19 protein-coding genes are annotated in these 20425 nt (G+C 69.4%); 5 read left to right on the top strand and 14 right to left on the bottom strand.

The genetic code is table 11. The annotated features are described in order from the left end of the window. From zwf to pgl, 3 genes are read left to right on the top strand one after another with little or no spacing between them, the layout of a single operon-like run. Complete coding sequence (gene zwf, locus MRBLWH3_RS11370) at positions 1-1551, top strand: glucose-6-phosphate dehydrogenase (RefSeq protein WP_363431848.1); 1551 nt, start codon at positions 1-3, stop codon at positions 1549-1551. Continuing rightward, positions 1548-2504 (top strand): glucose-6-phosphate dehydrogenase assembly protein OpcA, encoded by a 957-nt coding sequence (locus tag MRBLWH3_RS11365; protein WP_363431845.1) that lies wholly within the window; start codon positions 1548-1550, stop codon positions 2502-2504. The genes zwf and MRBLWH3_RS11365 overlap by 4 nt, the downstream gene beginning before the upstream one ends. 36 nt (positions 2505-2540) lie before the next feature. Next, positions 2541-3320, top strand: coding sequence for a 6-phosphogluconolactonase (gene pgl, locus MRBLWH3_RS11360; protein WP_363431843.1), 780 nt, complete (start codon positions 2541-2543; stop codon positions 3318-3320). Positions 3321-3397: 77 nt separating this feature from the next. Here pgl and MRBLWH3_RS11355 read toward each other — a convergent pair whose 3' ends face one another. The 11 genes from MRBLWH3_RS11355 to MRBLWH3_RS11305 all read right to left on the bottom strand — a co-directional run bounded on the left by MRBLWH3_RS11355 (position 3398) and on the right by MRBLWH3_RS11305 (position 15406). After that, complete coding sequence (locus MRBLWH3_RS11355) at positions 3398-3754, bottom strand: RNA polymerase-binding protein RbpA (protein WP_056367156.1); 357 nt, start codon at positions 3752-3754, stop codon at positions 3398-3400. Beyond that, positions 3754-4002, bottom strand: a complete 249-nt coding sequence (gene secG, locus MRBLWH3_RS11350) for a preprotein translocase subunit SecG (protein WP_341999826.1) — start codon at positions 4000-4002, stop codon at positions 3754-3756. Before secG ends, MRBLWH3_RS11355 begins: the two co-directional genes overlap by 1 nt. 106 nt (positions 4003-4108) lie before the next feature. Continuing rightward, positions 4109-4900: a triose-phosphate isomerase gene (gene tpiA / locus MRBLWH3_RS11345; RefSeq protein WP_363431840.1), complete on the bottom strand. Its 792-nt coding sequence runs from the start codon at positions 4898-4900 to the stop codon at positions 4109-4111. After that, complete coding sequence (locus MRBLWH3_RS11340; RefSeq protein WP_363431837.1) at positions 4891-6105, bottom strand: phosphoglycerate kinase; 1215 nt, start codon at positions 6103-6105, stop codon at positions 4891-4893. Before MRBLWH3_RS11340 ends, tpiA begins: the two co-directional genes overlap by 10 nt. Before the next feature lie 5 nt (positions 6106-6110). Beyond that, positions 6111-7115, bottom strand: coding sequence for a type I glyceraldehyde-3-phosphate dehydrogenase (gene gap / locus MRBLWH3_RS11335; RefSeq protein ID WP_363431834.1), 1005 nt, complete (start codon positions 7113-7115; stop codon positions 6111-6113). A gap of 102 nt (positions 7116-7217) precedes the next feature. Next, positions 7218-7844, bottom strand: a complete 627-nt coding sequence (locus MRBLWH3_RS11330; protein WP_341999834.1) for a superoxide dismutase — start codon at positions 7842-7844, stop codon at positions 7218-7220. Between the two features lie 153 nt (positions 7845-7997). Next, positions 7998-8975 (bottom strand): DNA-binding protein WhiA, encoded by a 978-nt coding sequence (whiA, locus tag MRBLWH3_RS11325; RefSeq protein WP_363431831.1) that lies wholly within the window; start codon positions 8973-8975, stop codon positions 7998-8000. A 70-nt stretch (positions 8976-9045) separates the two neighbouring features. Next, a complete protein-coding gene (gene rapZ, locus MRBLWH3_RS11320) occupies positions 9046-9927 on the bottom strand; it encodes an RNase adapter RapZ (RefSeq protein WP_363431829.1) in 882 nt (293 codons plus the stop codon). A 65-nt stretch (positions 9928-9992) separates the two neighbouring features. After that, positions 9993-11924 (bottom strand): excinuclease ABC subunit UvrC, encoded by a 1932-nt coding sequence (uvrC, locus tag MRBLWH3_RS11315; protein ID WP_363431827.1) that lies wholly within the window; start codon positions 11922-11924, stop codon positions 9993-9995. A 5-nt stretch (positions 11925-11929) separates the two neighbouring features. Continuing rightward, entirely contained in the window at positions 11930-14881 is a 2952-nt protein-coding gene (gene uvrA, locus MRBLWH3_RS11310) for an excinuclease ABC subunit UvrA (protein WP_414685365.1), read from the bottom strand. A gap of 81 nt (positions 14882-14962) precedes the next feature. After that, complete coding sequence (locus tag MRBLWH3_RS11305) at positions 14963-15406, bottom strand: MarR family winged helix-turn-helix transcriptional regulator (protein WP_363431824.1); 444 nt, start codon at positions 15404-15406, stop codon at positions 14963-14965. Between the two features lie 42 nt (positions 15407-15448). Between MRBLWH3_RS11305 and MRBLWH3_RS11300 the strand changes: the two genes are divergently transcribed. Continuing rightward, positions 15449-15703 (top strand): hypothetical protein, encoded by a 255-nt coding sequence (locus tag MRBLWH3_RS11300; protein WP_363431821.1) that lies wholly within the window; start codon positions 15449-15451, stop codon positions 15701-15703. A 39-nt stretch (positions 15704-15742) separates the two neighbouring features. On the opposite strand, the gene uvrB is transcribed toward MRBLWH3_RS11300, so the two are convergent. The 3 genes from uvrB to coaE all read right to left on the bottom strand — a co-directional run bounded on the left by uvrB (position 15743) and on the right by coaE (position 19156). Next, positions 15743-17824 carry an excinuclease ABC subunit UvrB gene (gene uvrB, locus MRBLWH3_RS11295; protein ID WP_363431819.1) on the bottom strand — a complete coding sequence of 694 codons (2082 nt, stop codon included), beginning with the start codon at positions 17822-17824 and terminating at the stop codon, positions 15743-15745. 81 nt (positions 17825-17905) lie between these two features. Then, a complete protein-coding gene (locus MRBLWH3_RS11290; RefSeq protein WP_363431817.1) occupies positions 17906-18505 on the bottom strand; it encodes a hypothetical protein in 600 nt (199 codons plus the stop codon). Between the two features lie 27 nt (positions 18506-18532). Beyond that, a complete protein-coding gene (gene coaE, locus MRBLWH3_RS11285) occupies positions 18533-19156 on the bottom strand; it encodes a dephospho-CoA kinase (RefSeq protein WP_363431815.1) in 624 nt (207 codons plus the stop codon). Between the two features lie 455 nt (positions 19157-19611). On the opposite strand from coaE, the gene MRBLWH3_RS11280 reads away from it, so the two are divergent. Then, a complete protein-coding gene (locus MRBLWH3_RS11280; protein ID WP_363435465.1) occupies positions 19612-20406 on the top strand; it encodes a response regulator transcription factor in 795 nt (264 codons plus the stop codon). The last annotated feature ends 19 nt before the right edge of the window (positions 20407-20425 follow it).

Raw genomic sequence — 20425 nt, 5'->3', positions numbered from 1 at the left:
ATGACCGTCGAGATCTCGCGCGGGCACAACCCGCTGCGCGACCCCGAAGACCGTCGCCTCAACCGCATCGCCGGCCCGAGCGCGCTCGTCATCTTCGGCGTCACGGGAGACCTCTCCCGCAAGAAGCTCATGCCCGCCGTCTACGACCTCGCCAACCGCGGGTTGCTGCCTCCCGGCTTCGCGCTCGTCGGCTTCGCGCGGCGTGACTGGGAGGACCAGGACTTCGCCAAGGTCGTCTACGATGCGGTGCGTCAGCACGCCCGCACCGAGTTCCGCGACGAGACGTGGCAGCAGTTGCTCCAGGGCATCCGCTTCGTCTCGGGCGAGTTCGACGACCCGGACGCCTTCCGCCGTCTGAAGGACACCGTCGACAAGCTCGACACCGAGCGCGGCACGATGGGCAATCACGCGTACTACCTGTCGATCCCGCCGAAGGCGTTCCCCCTCGTGGCCGAGCAGCTGAAGTCCTCGGGCCTCGTCGACGACACCGCCGACCAGCCCGACCGCTGGCGTCGCGTCGTCATCGAGAAGCCCTTCGGTCACGACCAGGAGTCGGCGCGCGCCCTGAACGACGTGCTCCGCTCGGCGTTCCCGACGGACTCGATCTTCCGCATCGACCACTACCTCGGCAAGGAGACGGTCCAGAACATCCTGGCGCTGCGGTTCGCGAACGAGCTGTACGAGCCGATCTGGAACCGCAACTACGTCGACCACGTGCAGATCACCATGGCGGAAGACATCGGGGTGGGGGGCCGTGCCGGCTACTACGACGGTGTCGGCGCTGCGCGCGACGTCATCCAGAACCACCTCCTGCAGCTCATGGCGCTGACCGCGATGGAGGAGCCCATCTCTTTCGACGCGAAGGACCTCCGCGCCGAGAAGGAGAAGGTGCTCGCCGCCGTCACCCTCCCGGCCGACCTTGCGCGGTCGACCGCTCGCGGTCAGTACGCCGGCGGTTGGCAGGGCGGCGAGAAGGTGCTCGGCTTCCTCGAGGAAGACGGCATGAACCCGCAGTCCACGACCGAGACGTACGCCGCCGTCACGCTCGAGGTGAACACGCGCCGCTGGGCCGGCGTGCCGTTCTACCTCCGCACAGGCAAGCGCCTCGGCCGTCGCGTCACCGAGATCGCCGTGGTGTTCAAGCGCGCCCCCGAACTGCTGTTCTCGCGCAGCCAGACCTCCGGGCAGGGCCAGAACGCCCTCGTGATCCGCGTCCAGCCCGATGAGGGCGTGACGATCCGCTTCGGCTCCAAGGTGCCGGGTGCCGGCGCACAGGTGCGCGACGTCACCATGGACTTCGGTTACGGCCACGCCTTCACCGAGGCGAGCCCCGAGGCCTATGAGCGTCTGATCCTCGATGTGCTCCTCGGCGACCCGCCGCTGTTCCCACGGCACGAAGAGGTCGAGCTGTCGTGGAAGATCCTCGACCCGATCGAGAAGTTCTGGGATGCCCAGGGCGGCCCGCTCGAACAGTACTCGCCCGGGTCGTGGGGCCCGGATTCCGCGGACGAGATGCTCTCCCGCGATGGTCGCACCTGGAGGCGCCCGTGATCGTCGACCTTCCCGACACCACCGTCAGCAAGATCTCCCGTGCACTCGTCAGCGTGCGCGAAGAAGGCGGGGCGGTCGCGCTCGGCCGCGTGCTGACGCTCGTGATCCTAACCCGCGAGGGCGCCGTCGAAGAGGTGATCGAGGCCGCGAACGACGCGTCCCGCGAGCACCCGATGCGCGTGATCGTGCTGATGATCCCGGACTCCGGCGACGGCGAGTCCCGCCTCGACGCGCAGATCCGAGTCGGCGGCGACGCCGGCGCGAGCGAGGTCGTCACGCTGCGTGCGTTCGGCGACGCCGGCCGCTCGAACCTCGAGAGCCTCGTGACGGGTCTCCTTCTCCCCGACGCCCCCGTGGTGGTGTGGTGGCCCAACCGCACCCCCGACCACATCTCGCGGACGTCGATCGGCCGCATCGCGCAGCGCCGGATCACGGATGCCGCGACCAAGTCGGACCCGTCGGCCTGGGTCGCCGGCCTCGGCGAGCAGTATGCACCGGGTGACACCGACCTCGCGTGGACGCGCCTGACGCGCTGGCGCGAGCAGCTGGCCGCGATCCTCGACCAGCCCCCGTACGAGCCCGTCCTGGGCGTGCGCGTGCGCGGGGCGTCCGACTCGCCCTCCACCGCGCTCCTGGCGGCGTGGCTGCGTCTGACGCTCGACGTTCCCGTCGACTGGGCGTACCTCGACGCGGACGAGTGGCCGCACGGCATCAAGTCCGTCGCCCTGGTGCGCGCGAGCGGCGAGGTGCTCCTGGAGCGCCCGTCGCCCGGCGTGGCCATCCTCACGCAGCCGGGTCAGCCGACGCACGACCTCGCGTTCCCCCGCCGGACGCTACGCGAATGCCTCGCGGAGGAGCTTCGTCGACTGGACCCGGACGTCCTGTATGGTCGAGTGATCACCGAGGGTTGGGAGCTGCTCGACCCCCCGGCGACGAAGGGGACGCAGACCTGATGAGCGGTGCGCGGGTGACGGACGGGACGCAGACGGATGCCTGAGGGCTGGGCAGAGAAACGCGTCATCATCAGTTCGGATCCCGCCGCCTTGGCCGAGTCGGTCGCGCCCCGCTTCCTGAGCCGGGTCGCCAAGCGCATCGACGAGGGCAAGCTCGCGCACATCTCGCTCACGGGCGGCTCGATGGGCGCGGCCGTGCTCGCGGCCGCCGCGCGGAATCCACGCGCGGCGCGCATCGACTGGTCGCGCGTGCACTTCTGGTGGAGCGACGAGCGCTTCGTTCCCCTCGGCCACGCCGAGCGGAACGACCGCCAGGCCCGTGATGCGTTCCTCGATGTCGTCGAGATTCCCGCGGAGAACATCCACGCGACCCTCGGGAGCGACGACGGGGCCGACCTGGACACTGCGGCTGCCGCGTACGCCGATGAGCTCGCGCGCTTCCCCGGTGCCGAGGGCGCGTGGCCGTCGTTCGACGTCTGCTTTCTCGGCGTCGGCCCTGACGGACACATCGCATCTCTCTTCCCCGACCGCTCCGAGATCCAGATCACGGACCGCTCGGTGGTCGCGGTGCGCGACTCCCCCAAGCCGCCGCCGGAGCGCATCACCATGACGCGCCCGGTGATCAACAGCTCGAAGCGCGTCTGGCTCGTGCTGGCGGGTGCCGACAAGGCGGCCGCCCTCGGGCTCGCCCTCGCCGGCGCGAGTTACGCGAGCGTGCCCGCTGCCGGCGCGAAGGGCCGCAAGCGCACGACGTTCTTCGTCGACGAGGCCGCCGCCGCCCAGGTGCCGCCGGACCTCATCGACCGGGAGTACTGACGCGGCTCAGCGACGAGCGCCCGGACATACGAGAAGAGCGGATGCTGCAGCATCCGCTCTTCTCGTGTTGCAGTGATTCAGTCCTGGCCGCGGCGCTCGCGCAGCTGCTTGAGCGCGTCGTCGAGGAGGGTCTCAGCCTCTTCCTCGGTGCGGCGCTCCTTCACGTAGGCGAGGTGCGTCTTGTACGGCTCGGTCTTCGCGACGGCGGGAGGGTTCTCCTTGTCGCGGCCTGCCGGGAGACCCGAGTGCGGCGAGTCGATCGTGTCGGGGATCTCCTCTTCGGGGATTCCCGCCGCGAAATAACGGACGGTCTCGTTGCCCAGGGCATCCCAGTACGAGACGGCCACGCGCTCGGCGTGGAAGCCATGGTCCTGCTCGCCCATCGGACCGGCACCGACGCGAGTGCCGCGGATCGCGTTGCCTCCCGTGGCCATCAGACGGCCTGGAATTTCGTGATCAGGCCGAGCGCGACGATCGAGGCGAACCACACCAGGGCGAGAACCACCGTGAACCGGTTGAGGTTGCGCTCGGCGAGGCCCGAGGAGCCGAGCGCCGACGTCATGCCGCCGCCGAACATGTCGGACAGGCCGCCGCCGCGCCCCTTGTGGAGCAGGATGAGGAGAGTCAGCAGGAGACTCGTGATGCCGAGAAGCACCTGCAGGACGAACTCGAGGATCTGCACAGTCGTTGAAGCCTTTCGCTGCGATCGTTCGCCGATCGCACAAGGGTCAAGTATACGTGTTGGCCGGCGGACGATGAGGAATACTCACCGCCCGCCGGCCGCGGGGTCAGACCCCGACGTGCTTCTGGTAGCGGATGATCGCGGCGAACTCGTCGACGACGAGGCTCGCACCGCCGACCAGGGCGCCGTCCACGTCGGGCTCGCGCATGAAGCTCGCGATGTTCGCGGCCTTCACCGACCCGCCGTAGAGCACGCGTGTGCGCGCTCCCGCGTCCGCGCCGAGCTTCTCGCCGATGACCTCGCGGAGCTTGGCGCACACGTCCTGTGCCTGCTCGGGCGTCGCGGCCTGGCCGGAGCCGATCGCCCAGACGGGCTCGTAGGCGACGACGATGTCGGCGTCGGCCTTGAGCCCTTCGAGCGCGACCGACAGCTGGCTGACCGGCACAGCGCTCGCGCCGAACTTCTCCAGGTCCTCGCTGGTCTCGCCGACGCAGATCACGGGGACGAGGCCGTGCTTGAGCGCGGCCTTGACCTTAGAGCCCACGACCTCGTCCGTCTCGTCGTGGTACTGCCGACGCTCGGAGTGGCCGATGATGACGTACTTCGCGTCGAGCTTGGCCAGGAACGCCCCCGAGATCTCGCCGGTGTACGCGCCCGAGTCGTGCGCCGACAGGTCCTGCGCGCCGAGGGCGAACGGGATCTTGTCGGCATCGAGCAGCGTCTGCACGGTGCGCAGATCGGTGAAGGGCGGGAACACCGCGACCTCGACCGAGCCGTCCTCGTGTTTGGCGTCCTTGAGGGTCCAGTGCAGCTTCTGCACGAACGCGACCGCCTGAAGGTGGTCGAGGTTCATCTTCCAGTTGCCCGCGATGAGCGGGGTGCGGCCTGCTACTGCCATCCGAGGACCTCCAGTCCGGGGAGCTTCTTGCCCTCGAGGAACTCGAGGCTGGCGCCGCCACCGGTCGAGATGTGACCGAAGGCGTCGTCGGCGAATCCGAGCTGACGGACCGCTGCAGCGGAGTCGCCGCCGCCGACGACCGACAGGCCGTCGATCTCGGTGAGCGCCTGCGCGACGGCCTTGGTGCCCGCGGCGAACGGTGCGAGCTCGAACACGCCCATCGGGCCGTTCCAGAACACCGTCTGGGAGTCGCGCACGAGCGCGGCGAAGCTCTCGGCAGTCTCGGGGCCGATGTCGAGTCCGAGACCGGATGCCCCGAACGCCGTGTCTTCGATCCCGTCGGCGCTCGTGACGACGTACTCCGCGTCGGCGCCGAACTTCGAGGCCACGACGACATCGGTCGGGAGCACGAGCTCGACGCCCGACTCCTCGGCGCGACGCATGTACTCGCGCACGGTGTCGAGCTGGTCGGCCTCGAGGAGGCTCGAGCCGACCTTGTGCCCCTGTGCGGCGAGGAAGGTGAACAGCATGCCTCCGCCGATGAGGAGACGATCGACGCGCGGCAGCAGGTGGTCGATGACGCCCAGCTTGTCGCTGACCTTCGAGCCTCCGAGCACGACGGTGTACGGACGCTCCGGGTTCTCGGTCAGGCGGTCGAGGACGTCGACCTCCTTCTCGATGAGGAAACCAGCGGCCGACGGCAGGATCTCGGCGAGGTCGTAGACCGACGCCTGCTTGCGGTGCACCACGCCGAACCCGTCGGAGACGAGGACATCGCCGAGCGTGGCGAGCTCCTCCGCGAACGCGCGACGGGTCGCGTCGTCCTTGGCGGTCTCGCCCGGGTTGAACCGGAGATTCTCGATGATCGCGACGTCACCGTCCTCCAGGGCGGCGACCGCTTCGCGAGCGGACTCCCCCACCGTGTCGCGCGCGAACGCGACCGGCTTGCCGAGGAGCTCCGAAAGTCGCTGGGCGACCGGCTCGAGGCTGTACTTCGCGTCGGGGGCGCCGTCGGGGCGGCCGAGGTGCGAGCAGACGATGACGCGGGCGCCCTGGTTGATCAGAGCGTTGAGCGTGGGGAGCGTGGCCCGTACACGGCCATCGTCCGTGATGACCGCGTCCTTCAGGGGGACGTTGAGGTCAGCACGGACGATGACACGCTTGCCGGCCAGCGAACCCAGCGTGCTGAGGGTGCGCAGAGCCATCGGGATCAGAGCTTCGAGGCGACGATCTCGGTGAGGTCGACGAGGCGGTTCGAGTAGCCCCACTCGTTGTCGTACCAGCCGACGACCTTGACCTGGTTGCCGATGACGCGGGTGAGACCGGCGTCGAAGATGCAGGAGTGGTCGTCGGTGACGATGTCGCTGGAGACGATCTCGTCCTCGGTGTACTTGAGGATGCCCTTGAGCGGCCCCTCGGCAGCGGCCTTGTAGGCGGCCTTGATCTCGTCGACGGTCACCTCGCGCTCGAGCTCGACCGTGAGGTCGGTCGCCGAGCCGGTGGGAACCGGCACGCGCAGCGCGAAGCCGTCGAGCTTGCCCTTGAGCTCCGGCAGCACGAGGCCGATGGCCTTGGCGGCACCGGTCGACGTGGGGACGATGTTCAGGGCGGCGGCGCGGGCGCGACGCAGGTCGCTGTGCGGGCCGTCCTGCAGGTTCTGGTCGGCCGTGTAGGCGTGGACCGTCGTCATCAGACCCTTGACGATGCCGAACTCGTCGTTCAGCACCTTCGCCAGCGGCGCGAGGCAGTTCGTGGTGCACGAGGCGTTCGAGATGATGTTCTGCGTCTCGGGGTCGTAGGTCTCTTCGTTCGCACCGATGACGAACGTGCCGTCCTCGCCCGTGGCGGGAGCGGAGATCAGGACCTTCTTGGCACCGCCTGCGATGTGCTTCGCGGCGTCGACGGCCTTGGTGAAGCGGCCGGTCGACTCGATGACGATGTCGACGCCCAGCTCTCCCCACGGGAGGTTGGCGGGGTCGCGCTCTTCGAAGACCTTGATGGTCTTGTCGCCGACCGTGATCGAGTCCTCGGTGTACGAGACCTCCTGGTCGAGGCGGCCGAGGATCGAATCGTACTTGAGCAGGTGCGCAAGCGTCTTGTTGTCGGTGAGGTCGTTCACCGCCACGATGTCGAGGTCCGCACCCTGCGCGAGAGCCGCGCGGAGGTAGTTGCGTCCGATTCGGCCGAAGCCGTTGATGCCGATCTTGACAGTCACGGAGTTTCTCCTGAGATGTGTCGTGCGCGAATGCGCGGTTGGTGCGATGCGAACGAGGACAACGGCGTCCCGGCGGGCTCTCCCGCCGGGACGCCACGCTTACTAGGACAGTACCAGCAGGCCCGAGGTCTTCTGACGGGCGGCGTCGAGGCGCTGGGCCACGTTCTGCCAGTTCGCGATGTTCCAGACCGCCTTGACGTAGTCGGCCTTGACGTTGAGATAGTCGAGGTAGAAGGCGTGCTCCCACATGTCGAGCTGGAAGATCGGGATCGTGCCCTGCGCGGTGTTGCCCTGCTGGTCGAACAGCTGCTGGATGATGAGCTGCTCGCCGATCGGGTCCCAGCTGAGCACGGCCCAGCCCGAGCCCTGGATCCCGTTGGCGGCGGCGGTGAAGTGCGCCTGGAACTTGTCGAAGCCGCCGAAGAACTCGTCGATGGCCGCGCGCAGCTCGCCCTCGGGCTCGCCGCCGCCCTCGGGCGAGAGGTTGGTCCAGAAGATCGAGTGGTTGACGTGACCGCCGAGGTGGAACGCGAGGTCCTTCTCGAGCTTGTTCACGTTCGCCAGGTTGCCGGACTCGCGCGCCTCCGCCAGTTGCTCCAGCGCGGTGTTCGCGCCGGTCACGTACGCCTGGTGGTGCTTGCTGTGATGCAGCTCCATGATCTTGCCGCTGATGTGCGGCTCGAGGGCGGCGTAGTCGTAAGGGAGGTCGGGCAAGGTGTACTTCGCCATGTTCTCTTCTTCCTGTCGGCGCGCGCCGAAGTCCCCGGCGCAGCGAGGGTGACGGATTCATCCTACTGACGGCCAACGCCCGCGCGGCGGGGTTGCTTCCGTCTGTGACGTATGGAAGACGGATGCTGCGGTCCGCAGCATCCGTCACAGCATTCAGTCCTCGATACCGGCGGGAACGGCCGATTCGGTACCGGGCAGCCCCTCCGCCTCGGCCTTCTTGTCGGCCATCGCGAGGAGGCGGCGGATGCGGCCGGCGACGGCGTCCTTGGTGAGGGGCGGGTCGGCGTGGTGGCCGAGCTCGTCCAGGCTCGCGTCACGGTGTGCAAGGCGAAGGTCGCCCGCCTGACGGAGATGGTCGGGCACCTCGTCACCCAGGATCTCCAGCGCGCGCTCCACGCGCGCGCACGCGGCGACGGCGGCCTGCGCCGAGCGGCGGAGGTTGGCGTCGTCGAAGTTCACGAGGCGGTTGACGCCGGCGCGCACCTCGCGGCGCTGACGCATCTGGTCCCACTGGCCGGCGGCGCGGACGGCGCCCATCGCGGCGAGGGCCGCGCGGATCGCCTCGCCCTCGCGCACGACGACGCGCGGGATGCCGCGCACTTCGCGCGCCTTGCCGGCGATGCCGAGGCGGTGCGCAGCGCCGACGAGCGCCATCGCGGCCTCGGACGAGGGGCAGGTGATCTCGAGCGCGGCCGAGCGACCCGGGTCGCTGAGCGTGCCGGCGGCGAGGAACGCGCCGCGCCAGATGGCGGCGAGGTCGCCGCGCGAGCCCGTGGTGAGCTTGTTGGGGAGGCCGCGGACAGGGCGGCGGCGCTGGTCGAGGAGCCCGGTCTGCCGCGCGAGCGTCTCGCCGCCCTCGATCACGCGGACGGCGTAGTGGCTGCCCGTGCGGGCTCCGGAGCCCTGTACGTGGACGAGCTCGGGCCGAACGCCGTAGAGCTCGACGAGGTCGCGGGCGGTGCGGCGCGCGAGGATGTCGGAGTCCAGCTCGGCCTCGACCGCGACGCGGTTGGCGATCGAGTGCAGACCTCCCGAGAATCGCAGCAGCGACGTGAGCTCGGCCACCCGCGCCGTAGGGCGCGGGTCTCGCACGGTGATCAGCTCGGCCTTCACGTCAGCGGTCAGCGACACGGGTCTCCTTCATCGGTCTTGCGGGAACGACCGTCAAGCCTACCCGGCCGGTCCGGCCGCGTAGGCGCGGTCACTCGCGCCCGAGGTCGCGGTGCGTCACGCGGACGGCGACGCCGGGCACGCTCGCGAGGCGCTGTGCCAGCTCGCGCACCATCACGACCGAGCGGTGCTTCCCGCCGGTGCAGCCGATCGCGACGACGGAATGGCTCTTGTTCTCGCGCTGATAGCCCTCGAGCACCGGGCGCAGCGCGGCGCTGTACGCGTCGAGGAACTCCTCCGCGCCCTCCTGGCCCAGCACGTACTCGCGCACTTCCTCGGCCTCGCCCGTGAACGGGCGGAGCCGCTCGTCCCAGAACGGGTTCGGGAGGAAACGCATGTCGGCCACGATGTCGGCGTCCGGCGGCAGACCGTACTTGAAGCCGAAGCTCTGGAGAGTCACGGTGTGCCGCGCTGCGCCCTCCTCGCTGAAGAGGTCGGCGACCTTCGTCGCCAGCTGGTGGATGTTGAACGACGACGTGTCGATGATGACGTCGGCGCTCTCGCGGACGGCCGCGAGGCGTGCGCGCTCGCGACGGATGCCGTCGAGGATGGTTCCGTCGCCCTGGAGCGGGTGGGGGCGCCGCACGGCTTCGAAGCGCCGCACGAGCACCTCGTCCGAGGCATCCAGGAACAGCAGCCGGATCTGCCGGCGCTCGCGGAGCGCGCGCATCGCATCGGGGAGGTCCGAGAAGAGGTCTCGCCCTCGCACGTCGACCACGACGGCGACCCGGGGCAGCACTCCGCCTACGAGCTCGGTGAGCTCGAGCAGCGGCTTGAGCATCTGCGGGGGGAGGTTGTCGACGACGTACCAGTCGAGATCCTCCAGCGCGTTCGCCGCCGTAGACCGGCCGGCACCCGACATCCCCGTGACGATCAGCACTTCTCCGATGTCTTGACGCGTCGCCTCGCCCATGACCACCCCCGTCCCGACAAGCCTAGTCAGTCACCGCGGACGGCCGCTCGTCGGCGCGACCGGCGCTACGGCGCGTCGGCGAGGGCGGCGGGCTCGGCGAGGTGTGCATGAATCGCCGACGCGAGCTTCGGCCCGACCCCGGGAAGCTGTGCGATCTCCTCCGGCGTCGCCTTCCTCAGCGCCGACACCGAGCCGAAGTGCCGCAGCAGCGCCTTGATCCGGGCGTCGCCCAGGCCCGGCACTTCGGCCAGCACGCTCTGGATGTCGCGGCGGCGGCGCTTGCGCTGGTGAGTGATCGCGAACCGGTGGGCCTCGTCGCGAAGCCGCTGCAGCAGATACAGCGCCTCCGAGGTGCGGGGCAGGATGACCGGGTACTCCTCCCCCGGCAGCCATACCTCCTCGAGCCGCTTGGCGATGCCGCACAGTGCGATCTCCTCGTGCCCGGCGTCGCGCAAGGCCCGCGCCGCGGCCTCGACCTGAGGTTTGCCGCCGTCGACGACCAGCAGCTGCGGCCGGTAGGCGAAGCGCGGGCGGCGGCGCTCGGTCACCACTTCGCCCTCCGCGGTGGGGTCCGGGGCGGCATCCGGCTCGTTCTCCTCCGGACGGTCGAGGTACGCGAGCCGGCGCGTGAGCACCTGGTACAGCGAGTCGGTGTCGTCGGTGGTCTCGGCGACGCCGAACGAACGGTACTGGTCTTTGCGGGGAAGTCCGTCCTCGAAGACGACCATCGATGCCACGACGTTCGTACCGCTCAGGTGCGACACATCGAAGCACTCGATGCGCAGCGGCGCCTCGGCGAGGTCGAGGGCCTCCTGGAGGTCGGTGAGCGCCTGGCTGCGCGCGACGTAGTCGCTGGTGCGCCGGGTCTTGTGGAGCATCAGCGCCTGCTGCGCGTTGAGCGTCGCGGTGCGCATGAGGTCGGCCTTCCGGCCGCGTTGCGCGATCTGGATCGTCACGGCCTTGCCACGGCGCCCGCGCAGCCATTCCTCGAGGTCGGCGGCATCGTCGGGCATGGCCGGCACCAGCACCTGCTTCGGGATGTCGGCGCCCACGGCGTTGCCATAGGTGCGCTGCAGGACCTGGTCGACGAGTTCGCCGCCGGTGATGTCGAGCTCCTTCTCGATCGTCGTCGCACGCACGCCTCGCACGCGGCCGCCGCGTATCACGAAGTGCTGCACCGTGGCGGCCAGTTCGTCTTCGGCGATGCCGAAGAGGTCGGCGTCGGTGTCGGACGCGAGCACGAGCGCGCTGCGATTCAGCACGGCGTCGATCGACTGCAGCCGGTCGCGGTAGACGGCGGCGGCCTCGTAGTCCATCGCGGCCGAGGCCTCGCGCATGCGCGCGGTGAGCTCCTTCGTGAAGCGCTGGTCGCCGCCGGACATGAAGGCGATGAAGTCGTCGACGATCGCGCGGTGCTCCTCGATGGTGACCTTCATCGAGCACGGCCCGCCGCACCGTCCGATCTGCCCGGGAAAGCACGGCCTTCCCGTCGCCATCGCCTTCTTGTACGACGAATCGCTGCACGTGCGGATCGGGAACACCCTGATCATCAGATCGATCGTGTCGTGCACCGCCCACACCTTCGGATACGGACCGAAGTACTTCGCTCCCGGGATGCGGCGGTTGCGCGTCACGATGACGCGCGGCGCCTCGTCGGCGAGGGTGATCGCCATGAACGGGTACGACTTGTCGTCCTTGTAGCGGACGTTGAAGGGCGGATCGAACTCCTTGATCCACTGGTACTCGAGCTGCAGCGAGTCGACGTCGGTCGCGACGACCGTCCATTCCACCGACGCCGCGGTCGTCACCATGCGTCGCGTGCGCTCGTGGAGCGTGTGCAGCGGCGCGAAGTAGTTCGACAGGCGCGCGCGGAGGTTCTTCGCCTTGCCGACGTAGAGCACGCGCCCGTCCCGGTCGCGGAACCGGTAGACCCCGGGATTCGTCGGGATCTCTCCCGGCTTCGGCTTGTACGGGACGGTGGGAGCGGGGCGCGCCATGCGGCTCAGCCGGCCTTGCGGGCCTCGACGAGCTCGGTGACCGCGTGCGTGGGGGCGCGCAGCCCGAGGACCTCGGCGAGGAACGCGCCCGTGTGGCTGTCTTCCACGCGCGCAACCTGCTCGGGTGTACCTGTCGCGATCACCTGGCCGCCGCCCGAGCCGCCCTCGGGGCCGAGATCGACCACCCAGTCGGAGGACTTGATGACGTCGAGGTTGTGCTCGATGACGATGACCGTGTTGCCCTTGTCGACCAGGCCGTTCAGCACCTCGAGCAGCTTGCGGACGTCTTCGAAGTGCAGACCTGTGGTCGGCTCGTCGAGCACGTAGATCGATCGGCCGTTCGTGCGCCGCTGCAGCTCGGTGGCGAGCTTCACCCGCTGCGCCTCGCCGCCGGAGAGCGTCGTGGCGGACTGACCGAGCCGCACGTAGCCGAGGCCGACGTCGACCAGCGTCTTCAGGTAGCGGTGGATGGCTTGGATCGGCTCGAAGAACTCCGCCGCCTCCGCGATCGGCATCTCGAGCACCTCGGCGATGTTCTTGCCCTTGTAGTGCACCGCCAGGGTGTCGCGATTGTACCGCTTGCCGTGGCAGACCTCGCAGTCGACGTACACGTCGGGGAGGAAGTTCATCTCGATCTTGATCGTGCCGTCGCCCGAGCACGCCTCGCAGCGACCGCCCTTGACGTTGAAGCTGAACCGACCCGGCTGGTAGCCGCGCACCTTCGCCTCGGGCGTCTCGCTGAACAGCGTCCGGATGCGATCGAAGACGCCGGTGTAGGTCGCCGGGTTCGACCGGGGCGTGCGCCCGATCGGCGCCTGGTCGACGTGCACGACCTTGTCGAGGTTGTCGAGTCCCGTCACGCGCGTGTGCTTGCCGGCTACTCGGCGGGCACCGTTGAGACGCGTCGCGAGGACCTGATAAAGGATGCCGTTGACCAGCGACGACTTGCCCGACCCGCTGACTCCGGTCACCGAGGTGAGCACGCCGAGCGGGAAGTCGACGGTCACGTTCTTGAGGTTGTTCTCGCGCGCGCCGACGACGGTCACTTGGCGCTTCTTGTCGATCTTGCGGCGCTTCTTCGGTGTGGGGATTGAGCGCCGGCCCGACAGGTAATCGCCGGTGATCGAGTCGGGATCCGCGAGGAGCTCGCCGATCGGCCCGGAGTGCACGACCTCGCCGCCGTTGACGCCGGCGCCCGGACCGATGTCGACGACCCAGTCCGCGGCGTGGATCGTCTCCTCGTCGTGCTCGACGACGATCAGGGTGTTGCCGAGGTCGCGCAGTGCCACAAGGGTCTCGATGAGACGGCGGTTGTCCCGCTGGTGCAGGCCGATCGACGGCTCGTCCAGCACGTACAGCACGCCGGTCAGGCCGGAGCCGATCTGGGTCGCGAGCCGGATGCGCTGCGCCTCGCCGCCTGAGAGCGTCGCCGCGGCGCGGCTCAGACTCAGGTAGTCGAGACCGACGCGGATGAGGAAGTCCAGCCGCAGGCGGATCTCGCGCAGCACCTGGGCGGCGATCGTCGCCTCGCGTTCGGTGAGCGTCAGCTTGGCGAAGTACTCGCGCGCCTCGCCGAGGCTCAGGCGGGAGGCATCCGCGATGGAATGTCCGTGAACCTGCACGGCCAGCACCTCGGGCTTGAGTCGCGCGCCGTCGCACACCGGGCACGGCACCTCGCGGAGGTACTCCGCCCAGCGCTGGCGCTGCGTGTCGGACTCGGCCTGCGTGTACTGACGCTCGATGTAGGGCACGACGCCCTCGAAGCCCGAGGAATAGCGCATCTCGCGGCCGTAGCGATTCTTCCACCGCACCGTGACCTTGTAGTTCTCACCGCGCAGCACCGCCTCGCGGACTTCGGATGGCAGCTTCCTCCACGGCGTGTCGAGCGAGAACGCGAGGTCGTTCGCGAGTCCTTCGAGCAGCCGCTCGTAGTACTGGAAGAGCCCCTTGCCCTGTGTCGTCCACGGGATGAGGACGCCTTCGCGGATCGAGAGGTCCTCGTCGCCCAGCATGAGCTCGACGTCCACAGACATGCGGGTGCCGAGACCCGAACACGCGGGGCAGGCGCCGAACGGCGCGTTGAACGAGAACGTGCGCGGCTCGATCTCCGTCAGCTGCAGCGGGTGACCGTTCGGGCATGCGAGCTTCTCGGAGAACGACTGCCACGCGGCATCGCCCTCTTCGTCGACGAAGTTGACCTGCACGACCCCGCCTGCGAGCGAGAGCGCGGTCTCGACCGAGTCGGTGACGCGGTCGAGGATGCCGGGTGCCGCGACCAGGCGGTCCACGACGACCGCGATGTCGTGCTTGTAGCTCTTCTTGAGCGCCGGCGGCTCGGCGAGCTGGACCAGCTCCCCGTCGACGATGGCACGGGCATAGCCCTTCGCACCGAGCTCTTTGAAGAGGTCGACGAACTCGCCCTTCTTCTGCGTGACGACGGGTGCGACGATCTGGTATCGCGTGCGCTCGGGCAGCTCCATGAGCTGGTCGGCGATCTGCTGCACCGTCTGGCGCTGGATGACTTCGCCGCACTCGGGGCAGTGGGGCACGCCGATGCGGGCCCACAGCAGGCGCATGTAGTCATGGATCTCGGTGATCGTGCCGACGGTCGACCGCGGGTTGCGGTTCGTGGACTTCTGATCGATCGACACCGCGGGGCTCAGTCCCTCGATGAAGTCGACGTCGGGGCGGTCGACCTGCCCGAGGAACTGCCGGGCGTAGGCGCTCAGCGACTCGACGTACCGGCGCTGGCCCTCCGCGAAGATCGTGTCGAACGCGAGGCTCGACTTGCCCGAGCCCGACAGGCCGGTGAAGACGACGAGCGAATCGCGCGGGATGTCGAGGTCGACGTCCTTGAGGTTGTGCACGCGGGCACCGCGGACGCTGAGCTTTCCGCTGGTGCCGCCGACGGAGTTCGCGGGCATGCTTCCGGGCAGGGCGACAGGGACGATGGGCACCCGACAAGTCTAGGTGGGGGCTCCGACACGCGGGCTGGGAGCCGTTCGCCGTGGGCGAAGACGGGGCACCGCCCGCGCGGATCAGCGGGCGCCGGCGAAGGGCTGCAGCGCGTCGCGGAGCGCCAGGAGCGCGGCGGCATCGGTCCCCACGCTCTCCATCACCTTGCCCGGCACCTCGAGCGCCCGCACACGCAGACGCGCACCCGCGTCGGTCAGCCGGACGTCGAGTACCCGCTCGTCGTCGTCGCGGCGCGACCGGGTGACGAGGTCCTGCGCCTCGAGGCGCTTGACGAGGGGCGACAGCGTCGCGGGCTCCAGCGCCAGCTCGGCGGCGAGCTCGCGCAGCGAACGCGGCGACCGCTCCCACAGCGCGAGCATCACGAGGTACTGCGGATGCGTGAGGCCGAGCGGCTCGAGGATCGGCCGGTACAGCCCGACCACGTTGCGCGCCGCGGTGACCAGAGCGAAGCAGACCTGGTTGTCGAGCTTGAGCAGATCGTCGGGGCTGAGTTCGGCGTTCGTCACATAGGTATCATATCCGCACTAATCATTAGTACACTAATGATCATGCGAGTAAAGGATGCCCCCACGCCAGACCGTCGTCCGCTCCGCGAGCGCGTGCGCGAAGCCGGCGGTTGGTACGCGTTCCTCAACTCGCACCTGATCCGCGTCGCGGGCCCGGCCGCCGTCGGACCCTACGAGACGACTCCCCCGCCGAGCCAGGCGGAACGGGCCGAGCGCGCCTGCCCGCTGTGCGGCGCGCCCATCTCGCAGCACACGTTCGACCGCTCCGGACCGAAGCCGCTGATGCACTGCCCCTAGCTCTGGGTCGGGCCCGGCCGCGCTGAGAGGCGCCGGGGCTCAGGCGTGACCCGCACGCTCCATGGCACGTAGCTCCTTCTTGAGGTCCTGCACCTCGTCGCGCAACCGCGCGGCGAGCTCGAACTTCAGCTCCCCGGCCGCCGCGAGCATCTGCTGGCTGAGGTCGGCGATCGTCGTCTCGAGCTGCTCGGCGCCCTCGGCTGCGATGCCCTCGCGGCGCAGCTGCGGGGTCGGGCTCTTGCCGACACCCGACTTGGTCTTCGCCGCCGCCTTGCCCCGCAGCATCCGATCGGTATCGGACGCCTCCCGGGCGAGCACCTCGGTGATGTCAGCGATCCGCTTGCGCAGCGCCTGGGGCTCGATGCCGTTGGCGGTGTTGTAGGCGACCTGCTTCTCCCGGCGCCGGTCGGTCTCTTCGATCGCCTTGGCCATCGAATCGGTCACGGTGTCGGCGTACATGTGCACCTGACCCGAGACGTTGCGGGCGGCGCGACCGATCGTCTGGATGAGCGAGGTGCCGCTGCGGAGGAACCCTTCCTTGTCGGCGTCGAGGATCGATACCAGCGAGACCTCGGGCAGGTCGAGACCCTCTCGGAGCAAGTTGATGCCGACGAGCACGTCGTAGACCCCGGCTCGCAGCTCACTGAGGAGTTCGACGCGACGCAACGTGTCGACGTCGGAGTGCAGATAGCGCACACGCACGCCGTGCTCGCCGAGGAAGTCGGTGAGCTCCTCGGCCATCTTCTTCGTGAGTGTCGTCACGAGCACCCGCTCGTCGCGCTCGACACGGATCCGGATCTCCTCGAGCAGGTCGTCGATCTGCCCCTTCGACGGCTTGACGACGATCTCGGGGTCGACGAGGCCGGTCGGGCGGATGATCTGCTCCACCACGCCGTCCGCGATACCCATCTCGTACCGGCCCGGCGTCGCGGACAGGTACACCGTCTGACCGACGCGGTCCTTGAACTCGTCCCAGCGCAGCGGCCGGTTGTCGAGTGCGCTCGGCAGCCGGAACCCGTGCTCGACGAGAGTGCGCTTGCGCGAAGCGTCCCCCTCGTACATCGCCCCGATCTGCGGGACGGTGACGTGCGATTCGTCGATCACCATCAGGAAGTCGTCGGGAAAGAAGTCGAGCAGCGTGTGCGGCGGCTCGCCCGGCGCACGCCCGTCCATGTGGCGCGAGTAGTTCTCGATACCCGAGCAGAACCCGAGCTGCTGCAGCATCTCGAGGTCGAACGTCGTACGCATGCGCAGGCGCTGCGCCTCGAGCAGCTTGTTCTGCGACTCGAGCTCTTTCAGCCGCTCGGCGAGCTCGTCTTCGATGGTGCCGATCGCACGTTGCACGGTCTCGGTGCCGGCGACGTAGTGCGACGCCGGGAAGATCGGGATGCTGTCGAGCCGCTGCACCACGTCGCCGGTGAGCGGGTGGAGCATGAACAGGGCCTCGATCTCGTCGCCGAACATCTCGATGCGGATCGCGTACTCCTCGTACACGGGGATGATCTCGATGGTGTCGCCGCGAACGCGGAAGTTGCCGCGCGAGAAGTCGACGTCGTTGCGGTTGTACTGCATCGCGATGAACTTGCGGATGAGCGCATCGCGGTCGTAGACCTCACCCACCTGCAGCGCCACCATCGCGCGCAGGTACTCGTCGGGCGCGCCGAGTCCGTAGATGCACGACACGGTGCTGACGACGACCACGTCGCGGCGGCTGAGCAGGGAGTTGGTCGTCGAGTGGCGCAGCCGCTCCACCTCGGCGTTGACCGACGAGTCCTTCTCGATGAACGTATCGGTCTGCGGGACGTACGCCTCGGGCTGGTAGTAGTCGTAGTAGCTGACGAAGTACTCCACCGCGTTGTGCGGCATGAGCTCGCGGAACTCGTTCGCCAGCTGCGCGGCGAGGGTCTTGTTGTGCGCGAGCACGAGGGTGGGACGCTGGACGGCCTCGACGAGCCAGGCGGTCGTCGCCGACTTGCCGGTACCGGTCGCGCCGAGCAGCACGACGTCGGTCTCACCGGCGTTGATCCGCGCCGCCAGGTCGGCGATCGCCTGCGGCTGGTCGCCCGACGGCGCGAATTCGCTCACGACCTCGAACGGCCGCACGGATCGAGTGGTCTGCACCAATCCAGCGTAGGCGCGGCCCCCGACATCGGGGCGGCGTTCGCGACGAGCGGATGCTGCCGCCCCCGCCCGCGCGGAGATTCAGCCGCCGAAGCCCCCGCCGCCGTCGAAGCCGCTGCCCCCGCCGCCGTCGAAGCCACCCGAGCCGGGGTCGTAGGTCTCGCCGATCCAGGCGGGGCCTTCGCCGATCTGGAGGGATCCGGCACCCACCGTGTAGTACGCGGCGACCGAGCTCGACAGCAGGAATTGGTTCGCCACGATCGTCATCACCCCCACGTTGATGAGCATGGCGCGGGGATCCACGCCGTCGCGCGGGTCGCGATCGTCGACCCCGACCACCGTGCGGGCGGGGTCCGTCGAAGACCGGGCCGCGGCATCGGCGTCCGCGGCCGCCGCGGCGCGAAGCGCCCTGTGCTCCTCGGCGCGGCGGACGAGCCGCGCGATCACGGTCGGGTCCTCGGCGGCAGCGCCGCGCTCCGAGTCGGCGAGGAAGGGCCGCAGCTGCTCGAACATCTCGCGCCGCCGCTCCGGCGAGACGTCCGCGAAGGCCGAGGCGTGCGCGCTCTCGATCACGGACGCGGGCAGGGTGTTGAGGAGGTAGACGTAGCGCGCGATGCGCTCCTCCTCGGTCGCCGCTCCGTACGGAGTCTTACGCCGACGGAACCTCGAGAACACGGCCATGAGGGACCTCCTCGCTCCGCTTCCAGATTACGATCGCGCGGCGCGCTGTGCGACGTGCTCGTCGAGCGACGCCCACAGCTCGTCGACCTGATGCTCGGTGCTCTCGAGCGAGCCGGCGGTGTCGACGACGACGTCCGCGATCCGGAGGCGGGCGTCGTCGGGCACCTGCGACGCGAGGCGGGCCGCAGCATCCGTCTCGGTCATGCCGCGCAGCTCGACGAGGCGCCGGAGGCGGACGTCCTCGGGCGCGTGCGCCACGACGATCAGCTGCCAGGGGTCTTCGACGCGCGCCTCGACGAGCAGCGGCACGTCGTAGACGACCACCGCGTCGGGATCCGCCGCGAAGGCCGCCTCGAACCGGCGCGCGGACTCGGCGCGGACGGCGGGATGGACGATGCCGTTGAGCTGCCTGATTGCGGCGTCGTCGCCGAACACCCGGCTGCCGAGGGCGGCGCGGTCCAGGGATCCGTCGGGACGCAGCATCCCCTCCCCGAAGGACTCGGCGATCGCGGCGAGCACGGGCGAACCGGGCTGCTGCACCTCGCGGACCAGCTGATCGGCGTCGACGACGACGGCGCCGTGCTCGGCGAGGCGGCGGGCGATCGTGGATTTTCCCGAGGCGATTCCCCCGGTGAGGGCGACGAGCGGCATGGTTCGAGCATGCCACGCCGCGCCCGACGCGGCGCAGCCGGCGCCGCAAAGCCTTGCGCGGTTCCTGAGGCGGGCCTGAGCGGGCGCTGAGGCCCCGGAGGTAGCCTCGGGGCACCCGAAGGACAGATTCAACCCGTGTGGCACTGGGGAGGGCGGGAGATGAACGCCGGACCCGACATCGTGGCGACCGACGCGACACCGCCCCGCTGCACCAGTCCAATCGTCCTGGGGTACGGACGGGCCGCGCGCGTGGGGACGAATGCGGCCCGGGTCCGTGCACGGAGGACGCGCGCAGGGCGGGATATGGGGATATCTCCCGCCCTCCGCGCGGTCCGACGGACCGGCCGGACGGCGGACGCACGGGGGCAGAGCCTCACGGCCCGCCCCGCATACGGTCACCTCCCGTGATCGTCGACGGCCTGCCGCACCCGTTCCGCAGCGCGTTCTGGGATATCATGACCGACGTCCAGGGTCCGTCTACGACACCGGACCCGGAGGGTGCATCGGTGGAAGAAGCGCGCGTCGCGGTCGTGATCGAGGACGAGGAAGACATCCGTTCTCTCCTGTCGACCGTGCTCGCTCAAGCGGGCTTCGAGGTGCACGGCGCGGCCAACGGCGCGGACGGCGTTGAGCTGGTGCGGGAGCGCCGGCCACTGGTGACGACGCTCGACGTCAACATGCCCGGCATGGACGGCTTCGAGACCGCCAAGCGCATCCGCGCCATCAGCTCGACCTATATCGTGATGCTCAGCGCCCGCACCGAGGAGATCGACGCTCTGCAGGGACTCGAGGCGGGCGCCGACGACTACGTCGCCAAGCCCTTCCGCCCGCGCGAGCTGCGCGCTCGCATCGACGCGATGCTGCGCCGGCCGCGGCACGTCGCGCCGGCCGACCCCGAGGCCGTCGACGAGAACGGGCCGCCGGACGGCGTCTGGCTCGAGCACCACGGGCTGCGCCTCAATGCCTCGACCCACCTCGTCACCGTCGACGACCAGGACGTCGAATTGACGCGAAGCGAGTTCGACATCCTCGCCGACCTCCTCGTGGCAGGCCGGCGAGTCCGGGCGAAGTCGGATCTCGCCCTCATGCTGCGCGGCGACCAGTACGCGGTCAGCGACTTCGTCTCCGACAGCGATGCCCGCGCGATCGAGGTGCACATGGCGAACCTCCGGCGCAAGCTCGGCGAGTCACCCGCGCAGCCGCGGTGGATCGAGACCGTCCGCGGCGTCGGCTACCGCCTCACCGCCTGACGCACGATCCGCGAGGGCG

The sequence above is a fragment of the Microbacterium sp. LWH3-1.2 genome (assembly GCF_040675855.1).
GTDB lineage: Bacteria > Actinomycetota > Actinomycetes > Actinomycetales > Microbacteriaceae > Microbacterium.
The sequence above is the reverse complement of the archived record's forward strand: the minus strand, read 5'-3'. Positions and strand labels throughout refer to the sequence as shown.